Consider the following 20,930-nt stretch of genomic DNA (forward strand, 5'->3'; position numbering starts at 1 on the left):
TGTGACTCAGCAATTATCCGAAGGCTACATTATGCCTTCAAAAATTATACCTTTTTCCCCTCAGTTAATTGCTCTATCGCAAGTGTGATCACTTCTACAAAAGTGGGAACTTTTTTCAGGATTTTTTTCTCAATTTTTTGTTAATTTTAAATTATTTTTATCCTAATAATTAATCGTATACATATAATCACAATAAAGTCAAGTAAACTTTTGTAAATAAAAATTGGAGTATTTGCTCAAGGAATTTATAAAAAAATGTAACGAAAATTTGACCTAAATTTGTCGAATTGTGTCATGTGCAGGCTCAAATCGCCTAATGGCAAGCGTTTTCTGGTAAAAATGCTTATGGGATAAAAAAATTCCCGATTCCCGAAAACAGCATCTTAAAGGAGCCTAACCGGATGTTCACTCACGTCAAGCCCACCATTCGCCACGTCGTGCCGGAAAACTTGCAGGGGCGATCGCTCATGAAGGTGGTCTATGTCGTACTGGAACCGCAGTATCAAAGCGCCCTGTCGGCAGCGGTTCGATCGATAAACCAGAAAAATCCGAATTTGGCAATAGAAATCAGCGGCTACCTGATCGAGGAACTCCGCAGCCCGGAAAATTACGAGGCCTTCAAGCGGGATGTGGCGGATGCCAATGTATTTATTGCTTCTCTAATTTTCATCGAAGATTTGGCAGAAAAAGTTGTAGCGGCGGTGGAACCGCTGCGCGACAGCTTGGATGTCGCCGTCGTCTTCCCGTCGATGCCAGGGGTGATGCGACTCAATAAAATGGGCAGTTTCTCGATGGCACAGTTGGGACAAAGCAAAAGTGCGATCGGCGAATTCATGAAAAAACGGAAGGAAAAATCCGGGAGTTCCTTCCAAGACGGAATGCTGAAACTGCTGCAAACTTTGCCGAAAGTGCTGAAATATTTGCCCATCGACAAAGCCCAAGATGCCCGCAACTTCATGCTGAGTTTCCAGTATTGGCTGGGAGGTTCCCAAGAAAACTTGGAAAACTTCCTGCTGATGCTGTCACATAAATATGTCTTCAAAGGCCAGTCACAGCCGACTTTCCAAGAACCTGTTGTCTACCCAGACATGGGAATTTGGCATCCTTTGGCATCGTCGATGTTTGAAGATGTAAAAGCATATCTGACTTGGTTTAATGCCCGTACAGATATTTCTGCGGATCTCAAAGATCCCCTCGCACCCTGCATTGGTTTAGTGTTGCAACGCACTCACTTAGTCACGGGAGATGACGCGCACTATGTAGCAATGGTGCAGGAATTGGAGGCAATGGGGGCGCGGGTGGTGCCGATTTTTGCCGGCGGTTTGGACTTCTCGAAACCTGTGGAAACTTTTTTCTTGGAAGTCGGGGCAAAAGGTGTGACACCTCTGCCGATTGTTGATGCGGTGGTTTCTCTGACTGGTTTTGCTTTGGTGGGCGGCCCGGCGAAACAAGATCACCCGAAGGCGATCGAATCTTTGAAAAAATTAAATTGCCCTTACATGGTGGCTTTGCCGCTGGTTTTCCAAACGACGGAAGAATGGGAAGATAGCGATTTAGGCTTGCACCCGATTCAAGTTGCTTTGCAAGTTGCGATTCCTGAGTTGGATGGTGCGATCGAACCGATTATTGTGTCGGGACGCGATGGCGCAACTGGCAAGGCGATCGCCCTGCAAGATCGAATTGAAGCCATTTCCCAGCGCGCCATGAAATGGGCAATGCTGCGCCGCAAACCAAAATTAGATAAGAAAGTTGCGATCACAGTTTTCAGTTTTCCTCCAGATAAAGGCAACGTCGGAACAGCAGCTTACTTGGACGTTTTCGGCTCGATTTACGAAGTATTGAAAGCCTTAAAAGGTAATGGTTACGACTTGCCAGAATTGCCGGATTCCGCCGAAAAACTGATGCAAGAAGTCATCCATGACGCAACAGCCCAATACCAAAGTCCCGAATTAAATATTGCTTACCGGATGTCCGTAGCTGAATACGAAGAATTCACTCCTTACTCGGAACGGTTGCAAGAAAATTGGGGGCCGCCTCCGGGACATTTGAACAGCGACGGACAAAATTTGCTGATTTTTGGCAAACATTTTGGCAATGTGTTTATCGGAGTGCAACCTACTTTTGGATACGAAGGCGATCCGATGCGGTTGTTATTCTCTCGTTCTGCTAGCCCGCACCACGGTTTTGCTGCTTACTATACATATTTGGAGCGCATTTGGGGTGCGGATGCGGTGCTGCACTTTGGCACTCATGGTTCGCTAGAATTCATGCCCGGTAAGCAGATGGGAATGTCTGTCGATTGTTATCCTGACAGTTTGATCGGCAAGATTCCTAACCTCTATTATTACGCTGCTAATAATCCGAGTGAGGCAACAATTGCTAAGCGCCGCAGTTATGCTGAAACAATCAGTTATCTGACTCCTCCGGCTGAAAATGCTGGGTTGTACAAAGGTTTGCAGGAACTCAGCGAGTTAATTGCTTCTTATCAAACTTTGAAAGAGACTGGGCGCGGTGTGCCGATTGTGGATGCGATCGTCGAAAAATGCCGTTTGGTGAATTTGGATAAGGATATCGCGTTACCTCCCGAACAAGAACGAGGGGTTGCTGCGGATATGACTGCCGAGGAACGGGATAATTTAGTTGGCTTGGTTTACCGCAAGTTGATGGAGATTGAGTCGCGGTTGTTACCTTGCGGTTTGCACGTGATCGGTAAGCCGCCGACTGCTGAAGAGGCGATCGCAACTTTGGTTAACATTGCCAATTTAGACCGGGAAGAAGACGGATTAATCAGTTTGTCGCGGATTATTGCTCAAAGTCTCGATCGCAATATTGACGAGATATACACGAACAACGACAAAGGCATTTTAGCAGATGTTGAATTGTTACAAAACATCACCTTAGCCTGTCGGGATGCTGTTGGCGCTTTGGTGAAGGAACAAACTGATGCTGAGGGTCGAGTTTCCCTGGTTTCCAAGTTGAATTTCTTCAACATGGGCAAGAAAACACCTTGGATTGAAGCCTTGCACGCAGCGGGTTACAAAAAGGTCGATCCAGAACTGATTAAACCGCTGTTTGAGTATCTAGAATTCTGCTTGGAACAAGTTTGCGCCGATAACGAATTGGGCGCATTATTGCGCGCCCTAGAAGGCGAATACATTATCCCTGGCCCAGGCGGCGATCCGATTCGCAACCCGGATGTTTTGCCGACTGGGAAGAATATGCACGCTTTGGACCCGCAGTCAATCCCCACCACAGGGGCGATTAAGTCTGCTAAGGTTGTAGTCGATCGGCTGTTAGAAAGACAGCGCGTTGATAACGGCGGAAATTACCCAGAAACGATCGCCGTTGTGTTGTGGGGAACCGACAACATCAAGACTTACGGCGAATCCCTCGCCCAAGTAATGTGGATGGTGGGAGTGAAGCCAGTTCCCGACGCTTTGGGCCGGGTAAACAAACTCGAATTGCTTTCTTTAGAAGAGTTGGGACGCCCTCGGATCGACGTAGTAATTAACTGTTCGGGCGTATTCCGCGACTTGTTCATCAACCAAATGAATTTGTTAGATAAAGCCGTGAAAATGGCAGCGGAAGCCGACGAACCGTTAGAGATGAACTTCGTCCGCAAACACGCCCTGAAGCAAGCGGAAGAAATGGGAATCAACCTGCGACAAGCAGCAACCCGCGTATTTTCCAATGCCTCTGGTTCCTATTCATCTAACGTCAACTTGGCGGTGGAAAACAGCACTTGGGAAAGCGAAGCCGAGTTGCAGGAAATGTACTTAACTCGCAAATCCTTCGCCTTTTCTTCCGACAATCCCGGAACAATGGAACAAGACCGGCAGATTTTTGAATCATCTTTGAAAACTGCTGATGTCACCTTCCAAAACTTGGATTCTGCCGAGATTTCCCTAACCGACGTTTCGCACTATTTCGACTCTGATCCGACTAAATTGATCGGCAGTTTGCGCGCAGATGGGAAGAAACCGGCTTCCTTTGTTGCTGATACCACCACAGCCAACGCGCAGGTGCGGACGCTATCAGAAACCGTGCGTTTAGATTCGCGGACTAAGCTGCTGAATCCGAAATGGTACGAGGGGATGTTGTCGCACGGCTATGAAGGTGTGCGGGAGATTTCTAAGCGTCTGGTTAATACAACTGGATGGAGTGCGACGGCGGGCGCTGTGGATAATTGGGTGTATGAGGATGTCAACACTACGTTTATCCAAGATGAGGAGATGCAGAAGCGTTTGCTTAACTTAAATCCTCATTCGTTCCGCAAGATTGTCAGCACTTTGCTTGAGGTGAATGGCCGGGGTTATTGGGAGACTTCGGAGAACAATTTGGATCGTCTGCGTGAGTTGTATCAGGAGGTGGAAGACCGGATTGAGGGGGTAGAATAGGATTGTTTGGGGCAGGCCTCTGGGCCTGCCTCTTGACTATGATTAGAATATTCCACTTGGTAGCGATACCTGTGGCTTAAGTGACGAACAAATCTTTAGATATATTTGGAGTGATTGGCAATGAAAGCAGATAGTTGGAAAATTGCCAAAGTTTTCAGTTCCGGTGGTGAAATTCATTATGTTATGCCCCACTTTCAACGCCAATATAGTTGGGAAAAAACTGAATGGGAAGTGTTATTAAAGGATGCGATCGCAATTTATGATGAATACGATCCCGAAAAAGAACCAGAACATTTTATAGGATCTCTGGTAGTCATCAATGATGGAACACGCGGCATAATGACAGCTTTTAACTTGGTTGATGGCCAGCAACGTTTGACCACCTTATCCTTACTATTTCTTGTTTTGCGGGATATTATCAAGCCCACCGATCAAAAGCTTGCTAAGAAAATCAATAAATTTGTAGTCAATTCAGATGAAGAAGGCGAAGGTGATGTTTATTTTAAACTTTTACCAACCAATAAATATGGCGATCGCCAAGCTTATCAAGCGATTATTTTAGAAGAAAATTATAAGCAATTTACTGAATCTGGCATACCTAAAGCTTATAATTATTTTCTTCCCGAAATCGAATCTAAAGTTAAAGAAGGTGAACTAGATATTGGTAAGTTTTTTACAGTATTACAGAACTGTTTTCAACTTGTTTTCATAGAACTTAATAAAGATGAAAATCCTTATCATATTTTTGAAAGTCTGAATGCCAAAGGCAAACCGTTAACTCAGGCCGATTTAGTCCGCAACTATATGGCGATGATGTTACCAACATCTCAGCAAGAAAATGCTTTTACTAAATATTGGGAAAAAATTGAGGGATTATTGCAAGAAAAACGAATAGTTGGGAAATCAGGGATGGGTGAATTAACGGCTTTTCTTCGGCATTATTTAGCAATGGAAACGAGAAATCTTTGTGCCGAATCCCATATTTATGCACGATTTCGTGATTATTGTAAAAAATTAGATGACCAAGCATTTGTCCTAGAAATTGCTAATCTCCTAAAATTTGCTGAATATTATGACAAACTACTGCGACCTGACAATGAAGACAACGAAAATATTAAAATAGTATTATTGCGCCTCAATACTTTCGACCTTTCTACTGCTTATCCGTTTTTATTAACGCTCTATAATGAGTATAAATCTCAAAAGATTGATCGTGAGGAGTTTATCGAATGCTTAAAATCACTAGAAAATTATTTGGTTCGTCGGTATATTTGTGGAAAACAAACAAACTATCTTAATAAAATGTTCCCCTCCATTTGGAAAGATGTAGAAGCAATGAAAAATGAAGATGAAGAAATCACTTTGCCAGAAGCTTTGCAAAAAGTTTTGATTGCCAAGCAATATCCTAATGATAATGATGTTAGACAATCAATTAAAAGCCGTCAACTTTATGAGAAAAACACTCACAAAATATGTCTTGTTATAGAAACAATTAATCGCCACTTGTCTAAGGGAAAAGGTGGGTTTACTGTCCTTGATCAAAAATCAACTATTGAGCATATTTTGCCACAAACGTCAAGCGAAGATTGGGAGAATGAACTTGGAGGTGAATTTCAACAAATCTACCGAGATTATTTACATACCTTGGGGAATTTAACTTTAGTTACTCCTGAGTGGAATTCACAACTTTCTAATTCATCATTTCTGGTGAAAAAGCAAAAACTGGCTGAACACGCTTTGCGAATTAATAGTGACTATTTTTCTCAAAGTATTAACCGATGGGATGAAAAAGCTATTCTCGAACGAGCTAATTTTCTCAGCATTAAGTTTATCGAAATTTGGCCATCTCTTGGAGAACATGAAGTATTTCCTACTCGCACATCCGGTAAGCCAAAGTTGATTAAAATCTGTGGTGACGAAATTCCACTTCCTAAGCAAACCTGGCGACAAGTTACAATTCAATGCTGTGAGTGGGTGATTAAAAATAGATCGGATCGCTTTGAAAAGGCTAGAAATTTACTTAAACCTCATTTCCAAGAGAATCGCCCGGATAAAAATAGTGATGGAAATGAATGGCAGAAGTTAACAAATGGATATTGGGTTAATTTACACAAACCTGCGAAGGATCATAGAAAATTTTGTCGTCGTTTTCTAGAAGCAGTTGGGATCTCAGAAGACGATTGGAGTATCGAATATGTCAGTGATTAGGAATGATTATTTATAGTTTTGTTAAAAGGAAGAAGTATTACAACCATGATGACTTACAAAGGTTACAGTGCTAACATTGAAGTAGATTTAGCAGCCGAAATTCTTTTCGGACGAGTCCTCGATATTAATGACGTAGTGACTTTTAAAGCACAAACTATTGAAGAAGCTCGCCAAGAATTCCAAAATTCGATCGATGATTATCTAGACTTTTGCAAAGAATTAGGACAGGAACCTGATAAACCATTTTCAGGTAAACTTCCCTTCCGCACTACTCCCGAACATCACCGCAAAATCTTTATTGCAGCAAAGAAGGCTGGCAAAAGTATTAACAATTGGATGGATGAGGTTTTAATTAAGGCGGCAGAGCAAGCAATTAACACTTAATTAGCTTAGGATTGCGATCGCCCTCGCAACTCAGTCAATATGCTACAATCCCCAATAAAGGTCATTTAGCCCGCGATAAAATACCGCTATGACTACCCTCACCCTCAATCTAAACCCAATTATTAAGCTGACAGACGAGCAATTTTTTCAACTCTGTCAGGAGAATGAAAATATTAGATTGGAACGCACAGCGCAAGGAGAATTAATTATCATGTCACCAGCAGGAGGGGAAACTGGAAGCAGCAATGCAGGATTAACAGCACAGATTTGGATTTGGAATCAGCAGAGTAAACTGGGTAAAGTTTTTGATTCTTCAACAGGGTTCAAACTTCCTAATAATGCAAATAGAGCGCCTGATGCTTCTTGGGTAAAATTAGAACGCTGGGATGCACTAACTTCCGAACAACAAAAGAAATTTCCCCCCATTTGTCCTGATTTTGTGGTTGAGTTAATGTCTCCCAGCGATAGTTTGAAAGACACTCAGGATAAGATGAAAGAATATCGAGATAACGGTGCTGTTTTAGGTTGGTTGATTAATCGCAAATCACGGCAAGTAGAGATTTATCGTCAGGATCGAGAAGTTGAAGTGTTAGAATCTCCAGCCACTGTATCAGGTGAAGATGTTCTCCCCGGATTTATTTTGAATCTTGAATCAATCTGGTAATGTACGCGCGTGCGAAGCTATCCCGCAGGGAATCGCACCTGTCCAATGTTTAAGAGAGTAAAATAGAGTTAAAGTTCTCGTGGAGTATTTGCAATGGTTCAAACCCAGGCGTACAGTAAAGAAGAGCTTGCAGGTTCTCACCTGATTTTACATGATATCAGTTGGGAAACCTACGAACAGTTATTAGAAATATTTGCGGAACGTTCAACGCCGCGCATGACTTACTATCAGGGAACTTTAGAACTCATGGTACCTTCACCAGAACATGAGAGGTATAGCTGGACTCTCTGTCGGCTAATTGTAGCGCTGTCTGAGGAAATTGGGATTGAAATTATCGGATTAAAATCATCTACTTGGCGTTCGGAACCCAAAAAAGCTGGTAACGAAGCTGATGAATGTTTTTATATTCAAAATGAAGCTTTAATGCGGGGAAAGTTAACTATCGATCTCAAAAATGACCCGCCGCCAGACTTAGCTGTGGAAATTGATTTGACTAGCTCATCTATCAATAAAATGGCGGTTTATGCGGAACTTAAAGTGCCGGAGGTTTGGATTTGGAAGAAGGGGAAACTAATAATTAACATTTTAAATGATACGGGTTATGTCGAGTCGGAAACCAGTTTGGCATTTGCCTCCTTTCCTGTCAAAGAACTGGCACAGTTTATGAACCTCGACTCAGAAAAGGGAGAGAATGCGAGAATTAGAGAGTTTCGGGAGTGGGCGCGATCGCACTTACAGCATATTCCAGGTTTGTGAAGTACACCTCAGAAACCGGGTTTCTTTACAGTTCTAGCCTTTAAACTGATTCTGTTCAAGAAACCCGGTTTCTCTGTACTACACATATATGGAATATGCTGTAAATTAAATCCGGGTTTGTTACCTCGACATCTTGCACCATTTTTAATAACCTGTAGGGGCGGGTTCGCCAATAGCCTGAAAGATTGCAGACAGATTAAATAAACCCGCCCTCGTCCCCTACTCCCCACGAATAACCCTGTCTGGTAAAATAAAGACGACGGTTGAAACCGCAACTACATCAACAAAGCCCGGATGGTGCGCGGACTAAGAATACTGAGTTTTCACATACTGTTTCAGCACAGGATTCAAACTAAACAAAGTTATCTGTTCCTGTTCCTGCGTATCCAATAAAAACCGATTTCCAAGAGAGCGCACTGCATTGACTATTTCTGACGGCGAAAATGGTATTTTGTTTAAAAATTGCGACACAGCCACGGGTTCAGGTTGATTAGCCAGGTGAGTCATCAGTGCCAACTCTGCCGGAGTCAAACGCCCAAAAGGTTGAGATAACTGAGATTGCAACCCTTCATCTAAAATCGGCATCTCGCAGTGCAAAAACTCAGAAACTCTCCCCCCAAACAACTCTTGAATCAGGGTTGCAGTGAACTCCAACCACAGAGGATTGCCTTGATAAATGTCAATCAAAGTTGACCATGTTTCCTCATCGGATAACTTTTGTGAGTTCAAAATCTCTTTAGCAGCTTCTCCCAAACTTCCCAATACAAAACATCGCACGGGATGATGATCTTTTGATAATCTGGCAATTTCTCTGGGTTTTTCCCAACTATTCAATATCAAACTACTTTGATGACAGACTTCGGCAATTAGTTTAAAAAATAACTGATAATCTTCATATCCAGTTTTATATTGTCCCGCTAGTTGCCCGCTGCCGAAAAGCATCTGTACGTCATCGAGGACAATCAGACAGCGGTTTTTTCGCAGGTAATCGAGGATTTGGGCAATTTTGGTTTCGATGCTTTGGGGAATTTCTGATTGTTGGGAAAAGATTTGCAGCAGGTTGGTGAGGGTTGCATCGAGGGTGGGGGAAAAGCGGAGGCTGCGATAGATGACGTAATCGAATTGGGTTTTGATGCGATCGATCAGGCTTAGGGAGAGGGTTGTTTTGCCGATGCCGCTGATTCCGAGGAGTGCGATGAGGCGTGTGCGTTCCTGTGTTATCCAGTTTTCGAGGGTGGAGAGTTCAGAAGTGCGATCGAAAAAGGTGAATATTTCCGGTGCGTCACCTAAGTCTATTTGGAGTTGTTTGGGAGTTGGTTGGGGGTTTTGGGCTTCTGTTGGACTTCTTGTCCTTTCTTGACAAATATTGAGGTTATTATTAACTGTTACATTATCTCTACCGATAGCTGGTGAAAAATTGCAAAATTTACCCTTCTTTAATATCGCTCGAAAATTTCTTTTAGTAATCTCTTCTCCGAATCCCTCTGAAAGTATTTGCCATAATTTTGAACCGATATCCCTGGTATGACCTTCACTGGAATGAGTCGCTTCAGCAATTTCTGGGTATGTCCGACCTTGTAAGGTTCCTTCAAGGATAGCTTTTTGCAGATAGTCTATATGTTCTCCCGTCTTCGCGAAGATGAGCTCGTCCGCGAGTTTTAAGACTTCTGCGATGTCCATAGGTCAGTCGTGTGCTGCGGTTTGTCGTATTATATCCGACTTTCCGACATTTCCGACAAGATTCCGACATTTCCGATCGGGTTGTCTGGGAAAAGTCCCGACATTTCCGACATACAAGAGTTAGCTTTTGCGAGACAATATATACACATACTTAATAATTCTTCATTATTCCTCTAATTGGTCAAGTATGAATACTTATACAGTCATCATGCTAGGGCCACGCGGCTCAGGCAAAACGGTATTTTTAGCCAGTATGTATAATCAGTTATGTACGCAGGAAGAAGGAGGCTTTTTTCTGGAGGTTGACAGTGTAGAGAAAAGCAAACGATTACACGATATTTATACACAAATAGCTTTTGAAGAAAAGTGGCCGCTTGGAACACGACGCAGCGAAGTATCAGAATGGACTTTCACTTGTCGCGTACAAACGAAGGATCTGCCTATCTATCCGGCTTGCAAGTTCACCTATTTAGATTATGCAGGTGGTTTGTTAACTGACCAGACAGACGATCCTAAATTCAATGAGCAAGTCCAGAAAGCAGATGCTTTACTTGGCTTGCTGGATGGTCAAAGACTTTGTGCGCTGATGCAAAATGAAACAATAGGTCAAAAGTGGGCAGTCAACGAGCTACCTAGAATTCTCAGCATCATGCAAAAAACTAGCAAACCGATCCATTTTATAATCAGCAAGTGGGATATTGTAGAAAAGAAATACACCCTCGAACAGATACGGGATTGTTTGCTAAAAATTCAACATTTTAAAAATTTAGTCTCTACTTATAACAAGGCTGGAAAACCAGTTCGATTAATTCCTGTTAGTGCTGTCGGTAAAGATTTTGCCAATCTGCAACCAGATGGCAACATGACAAAAAATCTTAGCGTATTACCTAAACCATTTCAAGTGGAAATTCCTTTAGCCTGCGTCTTGCCTGATATAATTCAAGCTGATTGCAAAGAGGCCATAGACAAAATGAGAGAACAAGCTAACCGTCCAATAGAAGTTAAAGCAAATCTACAATGGTGGGAGCAAGTAGGTCAAGTTGTTGGCGGTGTGCTGAAAGCAGGGCAAGACATCTTACCTATTCTATGGGACTCCCTACCTATACCTAGAAAATATAAACCCTTGCAAGATGTAGTCCTAAAGATGGTTGAATTTGCTAGTGAATATGCGGAAGCACCAGCAAAACAAAAGCAAGAAGCAGCAGATAGAAGAGCCGAAGAGTTACGTCAGGAACGAGAAGAATTATTCAAGAAAGTAAAGAATGAAGAAACGGCCTTCGACTACGCTCTTAATTGTTTCTTATATGTTCAAAATGACCTCGATCGCAAGTTTCCAGCATCAGATTTAAGATTGCCATGAAAGATACTACAGCTTGGAGTTTTTTGGTTGGTTGTAATCAGTCTCTTGACTACCTAACAGTGGTCGCCCCAAATTTTATGTGTGAGGCTGGTATAGCTGGTTTACTTGCTAGAGTAACAGAAGGAGAATTGACGGAAAAAGGAACAGCATTCTACCGAGAAATTCATAACTCTCAAGTCGGAGATATAACTTTAATTTTCCGAGTAATAGAGGCAATAGCAGAAGATACTGGCATCTCAGGTAACGGCGTTCTCAAAGACCTTTTTGGTAGAGAAATTTATTTAATAGAAGGCATCGCTATAAAAGGAATAGTGCCAAATATTGTGACGAGTGCGAACAATCTTGAAGAAGCTCACAAGCGGGTTTTAGGAGATTATCGTAAGTTTTGGGAGACTGAAGATTCGGTTTCTGCTGTTGCTTCAGACTCTTTTACATTGCAGAGCCAAGGAGAAGAAACGGGTTTAAAATATATCAGACTTAAGCCTTACGTCGCAGGTAATAAGGTTGCAGCTACTAAGTGGCAGCGCCTGTATCCAGAACCACAACGTTTTGAAGGTGCAATTCACTCTATTGCAATTTTTTTAGAGGGAAAAAATATTGCTATTCGATATGACGATCGCAAGATTGTTGTTTGGAGCGTGCAGGACAAACAAGAACTCTATTTCTTGTCAAATTTAAGGGGGCTGACAGGAGGCTATCCAACTCCGATCGCGATCGACCCCACAGGGCATTTCCTTACAACTGCTATGATTGAGGGCCTACATCAAAATCAAGTCAAAGTGTGGCACTTGGATGCAAAGGAACCTAAAGATATCGGAAGCTTAGGAAGGGGTAATACTCATAGAGTTACATCAGTAGCCTTTACCCCCGATAGTAAAACAGTGATTATTGGGAGTGCTGATGGTAGGATTAAGTTGTTAGATGCCCGATCGGAAGGGCTAGAAATTGGCACACTGTCAAGCCATGCTGGGGAGGTAAAATGTCTGGCTGTTGATTTGAATAATTGGCTTCTTGCTAGTGGGAACAGCAAGGGAGAAGTTAGCCTCTGGGATTTAGGAACTCACAAACGAGTTAGACTTATTCAAGAACATTCGCTGCCTGTTAATTCATTAGCTTTTAGTCCAGACGGTAAAACGCTTATTAGTGCAAGTGATGACCACACAATCAAGTTTTGGAATGTAAAAACAGGCGATAATTCTAATGTTTTGAAATTCGATTATGAAATTACATCAGTAGTTTTTAGCTCTGATGGGAATTTGTTTGCAACTGGAGACTACGGCGGTAATATCCAGATTTGGGATTTCCAAAGTAAGAAAGATATTTTTAAGGATCGCGTACATTCCGCAGCAGTTACATCAGTAGTTTTCAGTCCCGACGGGCGTACTCTGATTAGCGGCAGTAAGGATAGTACAATTGCAGTGTGGCAGCAAATATAGACTGAACTTCCGGCTCATCATTGAAGTATTAAATCAGATATTGGTATAGAGAAGATATTTATTAATCATCCCATTCTTCTCTAAGCTGCAACTGGAATTCCAAAGCATCCACACGATACGGCAAAAAACCTCGCCATCTCTTTAAATTTTTCCTGGGCAATCTTTGACTGCTATCCTGAGTCTGGGTTGTTACCCGATCGCGCATCAAAGCTGACAATACTTCTAAAAGCTGCTGTTGCTCGTCAGGAGTGAGATTTTGAGCCTGACTCAGTACCTCGCTATAAGTAGACATAGGCTTTATGTTGAGATTTTTGGGCTGATTGTCATTATAGCACTTTAGGATTGAGGGAAGTACGATCGCCCATATCTTCCCCAAAGTACGTGAAGCGAAGCTATCCCGTAGGGAATCGCCCATCTTTCTTAAGCCTCAAACGGGTTAATCAGTGTGAGTTCAGCAATCCACCGAAAATCCCCTATATTTCTTGTGACTAAAGTTCTGCCATATACCAAAGCTGTTGCCGCAATAATAGCATCCCCAAGAGTCATTCTCCTCATCTGTAGCAACAGCACTGCGCGATCGAGTACAGCGTTAGAAATCGGTAGAACCTCCACCACACCAAAAAACTCCTCAAAGTACAATCTATTCTCTTCAGTCAGTCTGTGATAACCCAGCACTTCAACGTAACTTATTGCCGATACAACTATGTCATGTTCGCCAATAAACTGCCTAATCTGCGCGTGTTCTGGTTGAGAAGCGTAGATAATAATATTACTGTCAAGCAGCATTATTCATCCCTACCTGGAAGCGGACGATCTTGACGCAACTCTCGCTGCCATTCCACCGGATCGTTAATATCAGCAAAGACATTACTTGCTGCAATTTTTTCCAATATTTCGACTATTCTCTGGCGGCGGATCTCAGCACTTAAGGTCAATCGCTCTTCTTGTAAAGTAACGTAAACTCTGACAGGGCGATCGCCCTGTCTTGGAACCTCGTTAGCCCATTCTAAAAGGTTTCCCTTCAATATAGCCTCAAATATTCGCTGCATAGCTAATATCAACTATTCTCTATTTTTACTATTATAGCCCTTGATGACTGGTCTGCTGCTAAAGTATCTAAAGCCTTGACAATTCGTACTTGAATCCGGTTGCATTCGCGATAAATAGCGTTCTGCTGCTTTCAGGAGAATGTAGTCAGTCAATTTTTTTCTCCAAATAGCTTCAATTTGAGTTCTTGGGAGGATATCCCCCGATCGCGACCGGCCTGGTAATCTTGCCAAGCAGCTTCACTCTCTGCTATTTCTTCTGCTGAAATTACTTCATCATATTCTGCGACTTCTTCCCGTAACTGAATCATTTTTTTCAAGTCTTCTAATAACCGCAGTTGGTCTGCAAGCGTGAGGCTTTTAACTTGATTCAGTACCTTGCTATAAGTAAACATAGACTTGGTTGTAAGAGTTTTTGCTTGCTCTCTATTATATCTCCATTTAAAATTATGGAAAAAGCGATCGCCCTTTTCTACCCAAAGTTCGATCGCTCTTATACTATCTTGCACAATTTGTTAGCTGTTGCGAATTCACCTCAAAGGCGATCGCAAACTCCACTTGCGGCAGCAATCTTTTGATAATCCGCAAGTGTTCCTCGGCGTCGTTTCGGCGGCGAAAACGCGCCACAGTCAGGCCTTGCAGGTTGGGCAGGTGGCGGTAAATCACCCAAGGGTAAAGTTGTTGTTTGTAGTTCATCCTAGTTCTGCAATAGATTGCGGGCAAAATGAGACACTAGAAAGGCAGGGCTGATTTCCCGTACTCTGCCCTTTTGCTGTCTATATAGACATAGTGTCTGGACAAAATTGTTTTGTCAAGTGGTCTAGACACTATGTCACATTTTGTAATGATTAAGCGAAGACAACCTCAAGAAGAAGCTGGCGAATCACCGCTGAAAAAACTCAGAGATGAGTTAGGAATGTCCCAAGAAGAATTTGCTCGGCAAATTGGGACATCGGTACGCACTGTGAGTCGCTGGGAAGCCGGAGATAACGTGCCGACATTCACAATTGCCCAGATGAAAGCTTTGGCAAATTTTTTGCGATCGCGCGGGTTAACTCTTGATGACTTGCCCGATCGCTTTGGCCCGCCTGAGTGAGTATCCGATCGCCCTTTATGCTATACTCTAAATATATACATTTTGTATATACATTTTTAGGTACTTTGAATATGACTATCTCGCGCAAACGACTTGAAGAATTAGAAAATATTCCAGAATCTGCGATCGATACCTCTGATATTCCTGAATTAGATGCGAATTTTTGGGAAAAAGCAAAACTCGTTAAACCACTGGCAAAACAAGCTATTTCTTTAAGAGTTGATAGCGATGTATTAGATTGGTTTAAAAGCCAAGGAAAAGGCTATCAATCTCTAATGAACGCTGTGCTGCGCTCTTATGTTGAACATCACGTAAAAAGCAGTGAATAAATAAATGTGCGATCGCCCTTTTGTTGCCAAAGTACGATCGCCCTTTTGTTGCCAAAGTACGATCGCCCTTTTGTTGCCAAAGTACGATCGCCCTTTTGTTCCCAAAGTACGATCGCCCTTTTCTTCCTCAAGTACGATCGCCCTTTTCTTCCAAAAGTGCGATCGCACTTCAGTTAATCATAAATTTCTCTCCGGTGTCCAATCTGGTGAATAGTAATCACCTTTAAATCATCATCAAAAGAATAAATTACCCGATAATCACCCACTCTTAACTTAAAGAAACCTGCCAGATTAGCCGACAACGGCATAGGAGTAATTTGTTCAAAATTTTCAGCCAACCAATTGATTTTATTACCTATACGCTCCTGCACAGCCTGAGTCAATCTTTCTTGGTTAACCAGAGCTTCTGCTGTCAACTCAACCGAATAGCTCATTAGGACTTTATGCCAATTTTTTGATAAACTTCCCCAGGTTCGACGCTACTTTCTCCTGCTTGTTTGCGCTTCATTGACTCTAACAATTTCTGCTTGACTTCTTCCTTAACTTCTAAACCTGCATCAGGATCGCCCAAATATTCTTCTAAACACTGTTCCACGGTATGCCGAATTAAGTCCCGCAATTGGTCAACTGTCATGTCTTTGACTTGCATCTTAATCTCCTCGTCTGTGGGATTATCAATAAATTATAGCAACTTTAGTACGGTTGTATCTGTAACTGAGCTATCCATTCCATGAATCTCGTTCCTGATTCACATACTCTTGAGCATCAATTGCATTCCAAATTTCCTCACTCAACCCTTCCAATTCTAAAATACTCCGCTTAGGTTTAGCCTGAACCCGGTGACTAACATATACTAATAATTCAGAGATGAGTCGCAGTTGCTCATCTGGTGCAAGTCTTAGAGCCTTACTCAGTACCGCGCTATAAGTAGACATAGGCTTTATGTTGAGATTTTTGGGCTGATTGTCATTATAGCAATTTAGGATCGAAGGAAGTGCGATCGCCCTTACCTTCCCCTGCATGGCAGTTTAGTTTTGAGAAATGTTGGCAGTAACTTTAATGTTATCACCTACGTTTCAAGCTCAGCACGCTGAGAAAAAAGCTCGACAAAACCATCTGCAAACCGACAGTCAGGCAAGTGAGCGAGGGAATAACCAAACGCAGAGTTTTAGAAGGGTCGAGAGTACCAAAAGCCGTTTCGCTCCAGATAGTTAATGACAAGAACGAGCCAACTATTCCGATTAAAATCAGCGTGACTCCGACAATCAATCCTGTCTCTAGGGTGACATAGCGAAATATTTTGTTTAGTTTGGGGTCTTCGGGCAGGAATTTCTCGCTGATGGCGAAAACTTTGGTGAAAAAAGCGAAAGTTACTGCTTGAAAACCGATGATAATTGCGATCGCACCATAAAGCAGCGTGTGTACATCAAAGCTGATACTCCCAATCTTTTGAGTACCGGGTAACAGCCAAATGCTAACAATTAGACCCCAAATCATCAGCGCAGTACCCGGATACAAAAACAGCCACCGAGGACTGTAAAGCAGCAAAAATCGCAGGTGCCGCCAGCCATCTCGCCAAGTTCTCAAGTGCGGCGGCCGGCTGCGGCCGTCGGGAGAAAGTACGGTTGGAACTTCAGTTATCCGCAGCTTGTATACAGAGGCCTTGACCACCATTTCGCTAGCAAATTCCATCCCCGTTGTTTGCAAGTCGAGTTTCAAAATTGAGTCTCTCCTAAAACCCCTGAGTCCGCAGTGAAAATCGCCGACGGGACTTGCAAAAAATAGCCGCCCAACCCATGTCAGCACCGGATTTCCTAAATATTTGTGCAGCGGCGGCATTGCACCCGGTTTGATGCCCCCTTGAAAGCGGTTTCCCATCACTAAGTCGAAACCTTCTCGCAATTTGTTGACAAAAAAGCCGAGGTTGGAAAAATTGTAGCTGTCGTCAGCATCGCCCATGATAATATAAACTCCGCGCGCTGCAATGATGCCTCCCATCAGGGCGCTGCCGTAGCCTTTGGCTGCTACGGGCACGACTCTCGCTCCCATTCTGGTAGCGATAGCTTGAGAACCGTCAGTGCTGCCGTTGTCTGCTATGATGACCTCGCCTGCAATATCAAGTTCGCGCAGGGACTTCTGTGCCTTCTCGATGCAGATTTCTAAAGTTTCTGCTTCGTTCAGACAAGGCATGACTATCGATAGTTCTAGAGTGTATTCTCCGCTTGGGTTGGTCTGCTCTGCCATATATTTGTTCGACTCTCGATCGCGATCGACCATACTTGATTTTCCCGTATCTCTGCTTAAAATATTAGTGGTGAATAAAACCTAGCCAAACTTAATTAAAGTTTTTCAGGTTTTTGGGAACGGCAATTTTTGATTGTACTATAGGTTCGTAAATTTATGAATAGAAGCGTTTTTCTGTTATTGCTTGCCGCAATATTGTGCGGCGTCGCAGGTCAATTTAGTCTGAAGGCAGGAGCTAAAATATTAGGGCCCATTGGCGCTGCTAATTTAATAGAAAAAATTATAGCAATGGCTACTCAGCCGTTGATAGTAACTGGTCTTTCTTTGTATGCAATTTCTTCGATCGGCTTTATTGTAGTTTTGTCGCGGGCAAACCTTAGCATAGTCTCGCCTTTACTGTCAATTAGTTACCTATTTACTGTTTTAGGTGGCAAACTGATATTTCACGAGCCTTTGCCGCCGCTGCGGTTGGTAGGCGTGGCGCTAATTATGACGGGAGTAATTTTTGTACTCAGAGGTCAAGCTGGGGGAGTGACTGGAGGCAACTAATACGATTTTAGATTTTAGATTTTAGATTGACGATTGACGATTGGAGAATTTTAAATTAAGTCCACAGGTGAATATCACGGATATTTAACTGAGTTCTAAAATTTAGATTCGGAAGTTAAGTCAGGGTTTCTATCGGTTGTGGGGCGGTGGAAAGGGTGTATGTGAGTTTTTTTCCTAAAATAATGCTGCTGTATGTCTAATATTTCTGAGCCTGTGAATCCAAATCAATTATTGAGCGATCGCACTGCAGTTCTTGCTACCATGCACCAAAAAGAACGGGTGATGGCTCCCGTTTTGGAACGAGAATTTGGCGTAAATATCCTAGTACCTGCGGAGCTTGACACTGACGCGTTCGGCACCTTCACCAGAGAAGTTAAACGCTTAGGAACACAAATAGAAGCGGCTCGCTATAAAGCACAAAAAGCCCTAGACATTGCGGGCGAAACTCTTGCCTTTGCCAGCGAAGGTACTTTCGGCCCTCACCCCATGATGCCGTATCTGCCAGCTAACAGAGAAATCGTAATTTTATTAGATCGAGCCCACAATCTAGAAATCATCGGCGAATATTTTTCGGTTGAAACTAACTACAGTCACCAGTTAGTTTCCAGTATAGAAGAAGCAGATGATTTTGCTAAAAAAGCTGGATTTCCCGATCACGCACTGGTGGTTGTAGTTGGCGATGCTGCACTCGGTAACGGCGAAATTGTCAAGGGCATTAAGACAGAAAAACAACTTTTTGACGCTGTGACAGCAGGCTTAAAAAAATCGTCAACCGGCAGAGTTCACATCGAAACAGATATGCGGGCGATGTACAATCCAACTCGGATGAAAAACATCGAAAATGCAACTCTCGATTTAGTTAAAAAATTTAAGCAATTCTGCCCGGAGTGCGGTTGGCCGGGATTCGATATAGCTGAGAGGAAAATCGGATTGCCCTGCGAACTTTGCTATTTTCCGACTCAGCTAGTGCGATCGGCAATCTATAAATGCAAAAACTGCGGTTATACTAAAGAAAAACTATTTCCCGACGGTCGAGAGACTGCCGATCCTTCCCTGTGTCAATATTGCAACCCTTAGAAAAATAATTGGCTAAACTTAGTAAAATTTGTCACAATATTATTGATAGTTCCCTAATTAAATTCACTAATGATAGCCGTAGAAACAGAACGCAACTGGAAACCCGTTATTAAAGAATTCGAGGCTGTAGTCGGCAAAAATGGCGTCGTACAGCGCCGCGAAGAATTGATTGTCTACGAGTGCGACGGACTCGCCAGCTATCGCCAGCGACCCGCCGTGGTGGTATTGCCTCGAACTACAGAGGAAGTGGCGCAATTGGTCAAAATATGCGATCGCAACTCAATTCCCTGGGTTGCTAGAGGCGCAGGCACCGGCCTTTCCGGCGGCGCTTTGCCTGTAGAAAACTGCGTGCTGATTGTCACTGCCCTGATGCGAAAAATCCTGAAAGTAGACTTAGAAAATCAGCAAGTAGTCGTGCAACCGGGAGTAATTAATAACTGGGTAACGCAAGCAGTTAGCGGCGCTGGTTTCTACTACGCGCCAGATCCTTCCAGTCAAATTATTTGTTCGATTGGCGGCAACGTTGCCGAAAATTCTGGTGGCGTTCACTGCCTCAAATACGGAGTCACAACGAATCACGTTTTAGGATTAAAATTGGTACTTCCCGACGGTTCAATTGTCGATGTCGGTGGCGAAATTCCCGAAATGCCCGGTTACGATTTAACTGGTGTATTTGTCGGTTCCGAAGGCACTTTAGGAATCGCCACAGAAGTTACTTTGCGAATTCTCAAAGCGCCGGAATCTATTTGCGTTCTCCTAGCCGATTTTTCCAGTATAGAAGCAGCGGGCGAATCGGTTTCCGATATTATCAGCGCTGGCATTATTCCCGGCGGCATGGAAATCATGGACAACATCAGCATCAATGCTGTGGAAGATGTGGTGGCAACTGGATGTTATCCCCGCGATGCGGCGGCAATTCTCCTCGTAGAAATCGACGGTTTAGAAGTGGAAGTTGCCACAAACAAACAGCGAATTGCTGATATTTGCAAGCATAACGGAGCACGAAATATCACCACGGCAACTGACCCGGAAACGCGCCTAAAAATTTGGAAAGGGCGGAAAGCTGCTTTTGCTGCGGCGGGTCATCTCAGCCCGGATTATTACGTGCAAGACGGCGTAATTCCCCGAACGCAAATGGCTTATGTTTTGAAAGAAATTGAGGGCTTGAGCGAGAAATACGGTTATCGGATTGCGAATGTATTTCACGCGGGAGATGGTAATTTACATCCGCTGATTCTGTACGATAACTCGGTAAAAGGTGCGCTGGAAAAGGTGGAAGAATTGGGCGGGGAAATTCTCAGGCTTTGCGTGAAAGTTGGGGGAAGTCTTTCGGGGGAACACGGCATCGGTGCTGACAAGAAGTGTTTTATGCCGGATATGTTTTCGGAGGTTGATTTGGAGACGATGCAGTGGGTGCGTCAGGTGTTTAATCCGAAAGGTTTAGCGAATCCTGGGAAGATGTTTCCGACGCCGAAGACTTGCGGGGAAGCGGCGAGGGCTAAGGTTGAAACTTTTAAGAAGTTGGAGGGTGCGGAGGTTTTTTAATTCGCTTTTTATGCGGGTAATGTGAGCAGAAAAACACCCTGAAGTTGTTTCTAGAATGGGGAGGCAGAGCCTCTAAGGAATCAGAATTAAATAACTTCCACTCTTGAAAGTGGGATGGGCGTCCCGCCCGTCCAAAAAGGACGGGCGGGACGCCCATCC

At 43.2% G+C, this 20,930-nt stretch carries 23 protein-coding genes; 13 read left to right on the plus strand and 10 right to left on the minus strand.

Going from position 1 to position 20,930, the window contains the following annotated elements; translation table 11 throughout:
• Positions 1-401 precede the first annotated feature (401 nt).
• The 5 genes from QT984_RS25885 (at position 402) to QT984_RS25905 (ending at position 8,409) form a co-directional block, all read left to right on the plus strand.
• Entirely contained in the window at positions 402-4,397 is a 3,996-nt protein-coding gene (locus QT984_RS25885) for a magnesium chelatase subunit H (RefSeq protein WP_333340490.1), read from the plus strand.
• 120 nt (positions 4,398-4,517) lie between these two features.
• Positions 4,518-6,605 (plus strand): DUF262 domain-containing HNH endonuclease family protein, encoded by a 2,088-nt coding sequence (locus QT984_RS25890; RefSeq protein ID WP_333054073.1) that lies wholly within the window; start codon positions 4,518-4,520, stop codon positions 6,603-6,605.
• Positions 6,606-6,650: 45 nt separating this feature from the next.
• The gene (locus tag QT984_RS25895; RefSeq protein ID WP_333054071.1) at positions 6,651-6,989 is read left to right on the plus strand and encodes a type II toxin-antitoxin system HicB family antitoxin; all 339 of its coding nucleotides are present in this window, start codon (positions 6,651-6,653) and stop codon (positions 6,987-6,989) included.
• 88 nt (positions 6,990-7,077) lie between these two features.
• Positions 7,078-7,653, plus strand: a complete 576-nt coding sequence (locus QT984_RS25900) for a Uma2 family endonuclease (protein ID WP_333054070.1) — start codon at positions 7,078-7,080, stop codon at positions 7,651-7,653.
• A 93-nt stretch (positions 7,654-7,746) separates the two neighbouring features.
• Entirely contained in the window at positions 7,747-8,409 is a 663-nt protein-coding gene (locus QT984_RS25905) for a Uma2 family endonuclease (RefSeq protein ID WP_333340486.1), read from the plus strand.
• A gap of 306 nt (positions 8,410-8,715) precedes the next feature.
• On the opposite strand, the gene QT984_RS25910 is transcribed toward QT984_RS25905, so the two are convergent.
• Positions 8,716-10,089, minus strand: coding sequence for an ATP-binding protein (locus QT984_RS25910; RefSeq protein WP_333375225.1), 1,374 nt, complete (start codon positions 10,087-10,089; stop codon positions 8,716-8,718).
• 187 nt (positions 10,090-10,276) lie between these two features.
• Between QT984_RS25910 and QT984_RS25915 the strand changes: the two genes are divergently transcribed.
• Both QT984_RS25915 and QT984_RS25920 read left to right on the plus strand, forming a co-directional pair.
• A complete protein-coding gene (locus QT984_RS25915) occupies positions 10,277-11,449 on the plus strand; it encodes a hypothetical protein (protein ID WP_333054067.1) in 1,173 nt (390 codons plus the stop codon).
• Positions 11,446-12,885, plus strand: a complete 1,440-nt coding sequence (locus QT984_RS25920; RefSeq protein WP_333054066.1) for a WD40 repeat domain-containing protein — start codon at positions 11,446-11,448, stop codon at positions 12,883-12,885. The genes QT984_RS25915 and QT984_RS25920 overlap by 4 nt, the downstream gene beginning before the upstream one ends.
• Before the next feature lie 61 nt (positions 12,886-12,946).
• Here QT984_RS25920 and QT984_RS25925 read toward each other — a convergent pair whose 3' ends face one another.
• The 5 genes from QT984_RS25925 to QT984_RS25945 form a co-directional block, all read right to left on the minus strand.
• Positions 12,947-13,300, minus strand: coding sequence for a hypothetical protein (locus QT984_RS25925; protein WP_333054065.1), 354 nt, complete (start codon positions 13,298-13,300; stop codon positions 12,947-12,949).
• A 5-nt stretch (positions 13,301-13,305) separates the two neighbouring features.
• Positions 13,306-13,671, minus strand: coding sequence for a type II toxin-antitoxin system VapC family toxin (locus QT984_RS25930; RefSeq protein ID WP_333054064.1), 366 nt, complete (start codon positions 13,669-13,671; stop codon positions 13,306-13,308).
• Positions 13,671-13,934, minus strand: coding sequence for a hypothetical protein (locus tag QT984_RS25935; RefSeq protein ID WP_333054063.1), 264 nt, complete (start codon positions 13,932-13,934; stop codon positions 13,671-13,673). Before QT984_RS25935 ends, QT984_RS25930 begins: the two co-directional genes overlap by 1 nt.
• A gap of 149 nt (positions 13,935-14,083) precedes the next feature.
• Complete coding sequence (locus QT984_RS25940) at positions 14,084-14,440, minus strand: hypothetical protein (RefSeq protein ID WP_333054062.1); 357 nt, start codon at positions 14,438-14,440, stop codon at positions 14,084-14,086.
• Positions 14,430-14,627 (minus strand): hypothetical protein, encoded by a 198-nt coding sequence (locus QT984_RS25945; RefSeq protein WP_333054061.1) that lies wholly within the window; start codon positions 14,625-14,627, stop codon positions 14,430-14,432. Before QT984_RS25945 ends, QT984_RS25940 begins: the two co-directional genes overlap by 11 nt.
• Positions 14,628-14,760: 133 nt before the next feature.
• Here QT984_RS25945 and QT984_RS25950 point away from each other — a divergent pair, with 133 nt between their 5' ends.
• The 3 genes from QT984_RS25950 to QT984_RS25960 all read left to right on the plus strand — a co-directional run bounded on the left by QT984_RS25950 (position 14,761) and on the right by QT984_RS25960 (position 15,533).
• On the plus strand, positions 14,761-15,027 hold the full coding sequence (locus QT984_RS25950) for a helix-turn-helix domain-containing protein (RefSeq protein ID WP_015178214.1): 267 nt from the start codon (positions 14,761-14,763) through the stop codon (positions 15,025-15,027).
• A 71-nt stretch (positions 15,028-15,098) separates the two neighbouring features.
• The gene (locus tag QT984_RS25955) at positions 15,099-15,356 is read left to right on the plus strand and encodes a BrnA antitoxin family protein (protein WP_333054059.1); all 258 of its coding nucleotides are present in this window, start codon (positions 15,099-15,101) and stop codon (positions 15,354-15,356) included.
• Positions 15,357-15,362: 6 nt separating this feature from the next.
• Positions 15,363-15,533, plus strand: a complete 171-nt coding sequence (locus QT984_RS25960) for a hypothetical protein (protein WP_333054058.1) — start codon at positions 15,363-15,365, stop codon at positions 15,531-15,533.
• Here the strand turns inward: QT984_RS25960 and QT984_RS25965 are convergent.
• The 4 genes from QT984_RS25965 to QT984_RS25980 all read right to left on the minus strand — a co-directional run bounded on the left by QT984_RS25965 (position 15,530) and on the right by QT984_RS25980 (position 17,633).
• On the minus strand, positions 15,530-15,790 hold the full coding sequence (locus QT984_RS25965; RefSeq protein ID WP_333054057.1) for a type II toxin-antitoxin system RelE family toxin: 261 nt from the start codon (positions 15,788-15,790) through the stop codon (positions 15,530-15,532). The genes QT984_RS25960 and QT984_RS25965 overlap by 4 nt on opposite strands.
• Positions 15,790-16,005, minus strand: a complete 216-nt coding sequence (locus QT984_RS25970) for a hypothetical protein (protein WP_333054056.1) — start codon at positions 16,003-16,005, stop codon at positions 15,790-15,792. Before QT984_RS25970 ends, QT984_RS25965 begins: the two co-directional genes overlap by 1 nt.
• 70 nt (positions 16,006-16,075) lie before the next feature.
• Positions 16,076-16,291, minus strand: a complete 216-nt coding sequence (locus QT984_RS25975; RefSeq protein WP_333054055.1) for a hypothetical protein — start codon at positions 16,289-16,291, stop codon at positions 16,076-16,078.
• A 130-nt stretch (positions 16,292-16,421) separates the two neighbouring features.
• Positions 16,422-17,633 carry a glycosyltransferase family 2 protein gene (locus QT984_RS25980; protein ID WP_333212359.1) on the minus strand — a complete coding sequence of 404 codons (1,212 nt, stop codon included), beginning with the start codon at positions 17,631-17,633 and terminating at the stop codon, positions 16,422-16,424.
• Positions 17,634-17,756: 123 nt separating this feature from the next.
• Between QT984_RS25980 and QT984_RS25985 the strand changes: the two genes are divergently transcribed.
• The 3 genes from QT984_RS25985 to glcD all read left to right on the plus strand — a co-directional run bounded on the left by QT984_RS25985 (position 17,757) and on the right by glcD (position 20,771).
• Positions 17,757-18,149, plus strand: coding sequence for a transporter (locus QT984_RS25985; RefSeq protein ID WP_333054053.1), 393 nt, complete (start codon positions 17,757-17,759; stop codon positions 18,147-18,149).
• A gap of 192 nt (positions 18,150-18,341) precedes the next feature.
• On the plus strand, positions 18,342-19,226 hold the full coding sequence (locus tag QT984_RS25990) for a DUF6671 family protein (RefSeq protein ID WP_333375232.1): 885 nt from the start codon (positions 18,342-18,344) through the stop codon (positions 19,224-19,226).
• Positions 19,227-19,295: 69 nt separating this feature from the next.
• The gene (gene glcD / locus QT984_RS25995) at positions 19,296-20,771 is read left to right on the plus strand and encodes a glycolate oxidase subunit GlcD (protein WP_333212363.1); all 1,476 of its coding nucleotides are present in this window, start codon (positions 19,296-19,298) and stop codon (positions 20,769-20,771) included.
• Positions 20,772-20,930 lie beyond the last annotated feature (159 nt).

It is taken from the genome of Microcoleus sp. Z1_B2, assembly GCF_036700325.1.
GTDB lineage: Bacteria > Cyanobacteriota > Cyanobacteriia > Cyanobacteriales > Microcoleaceae > Microcoleus.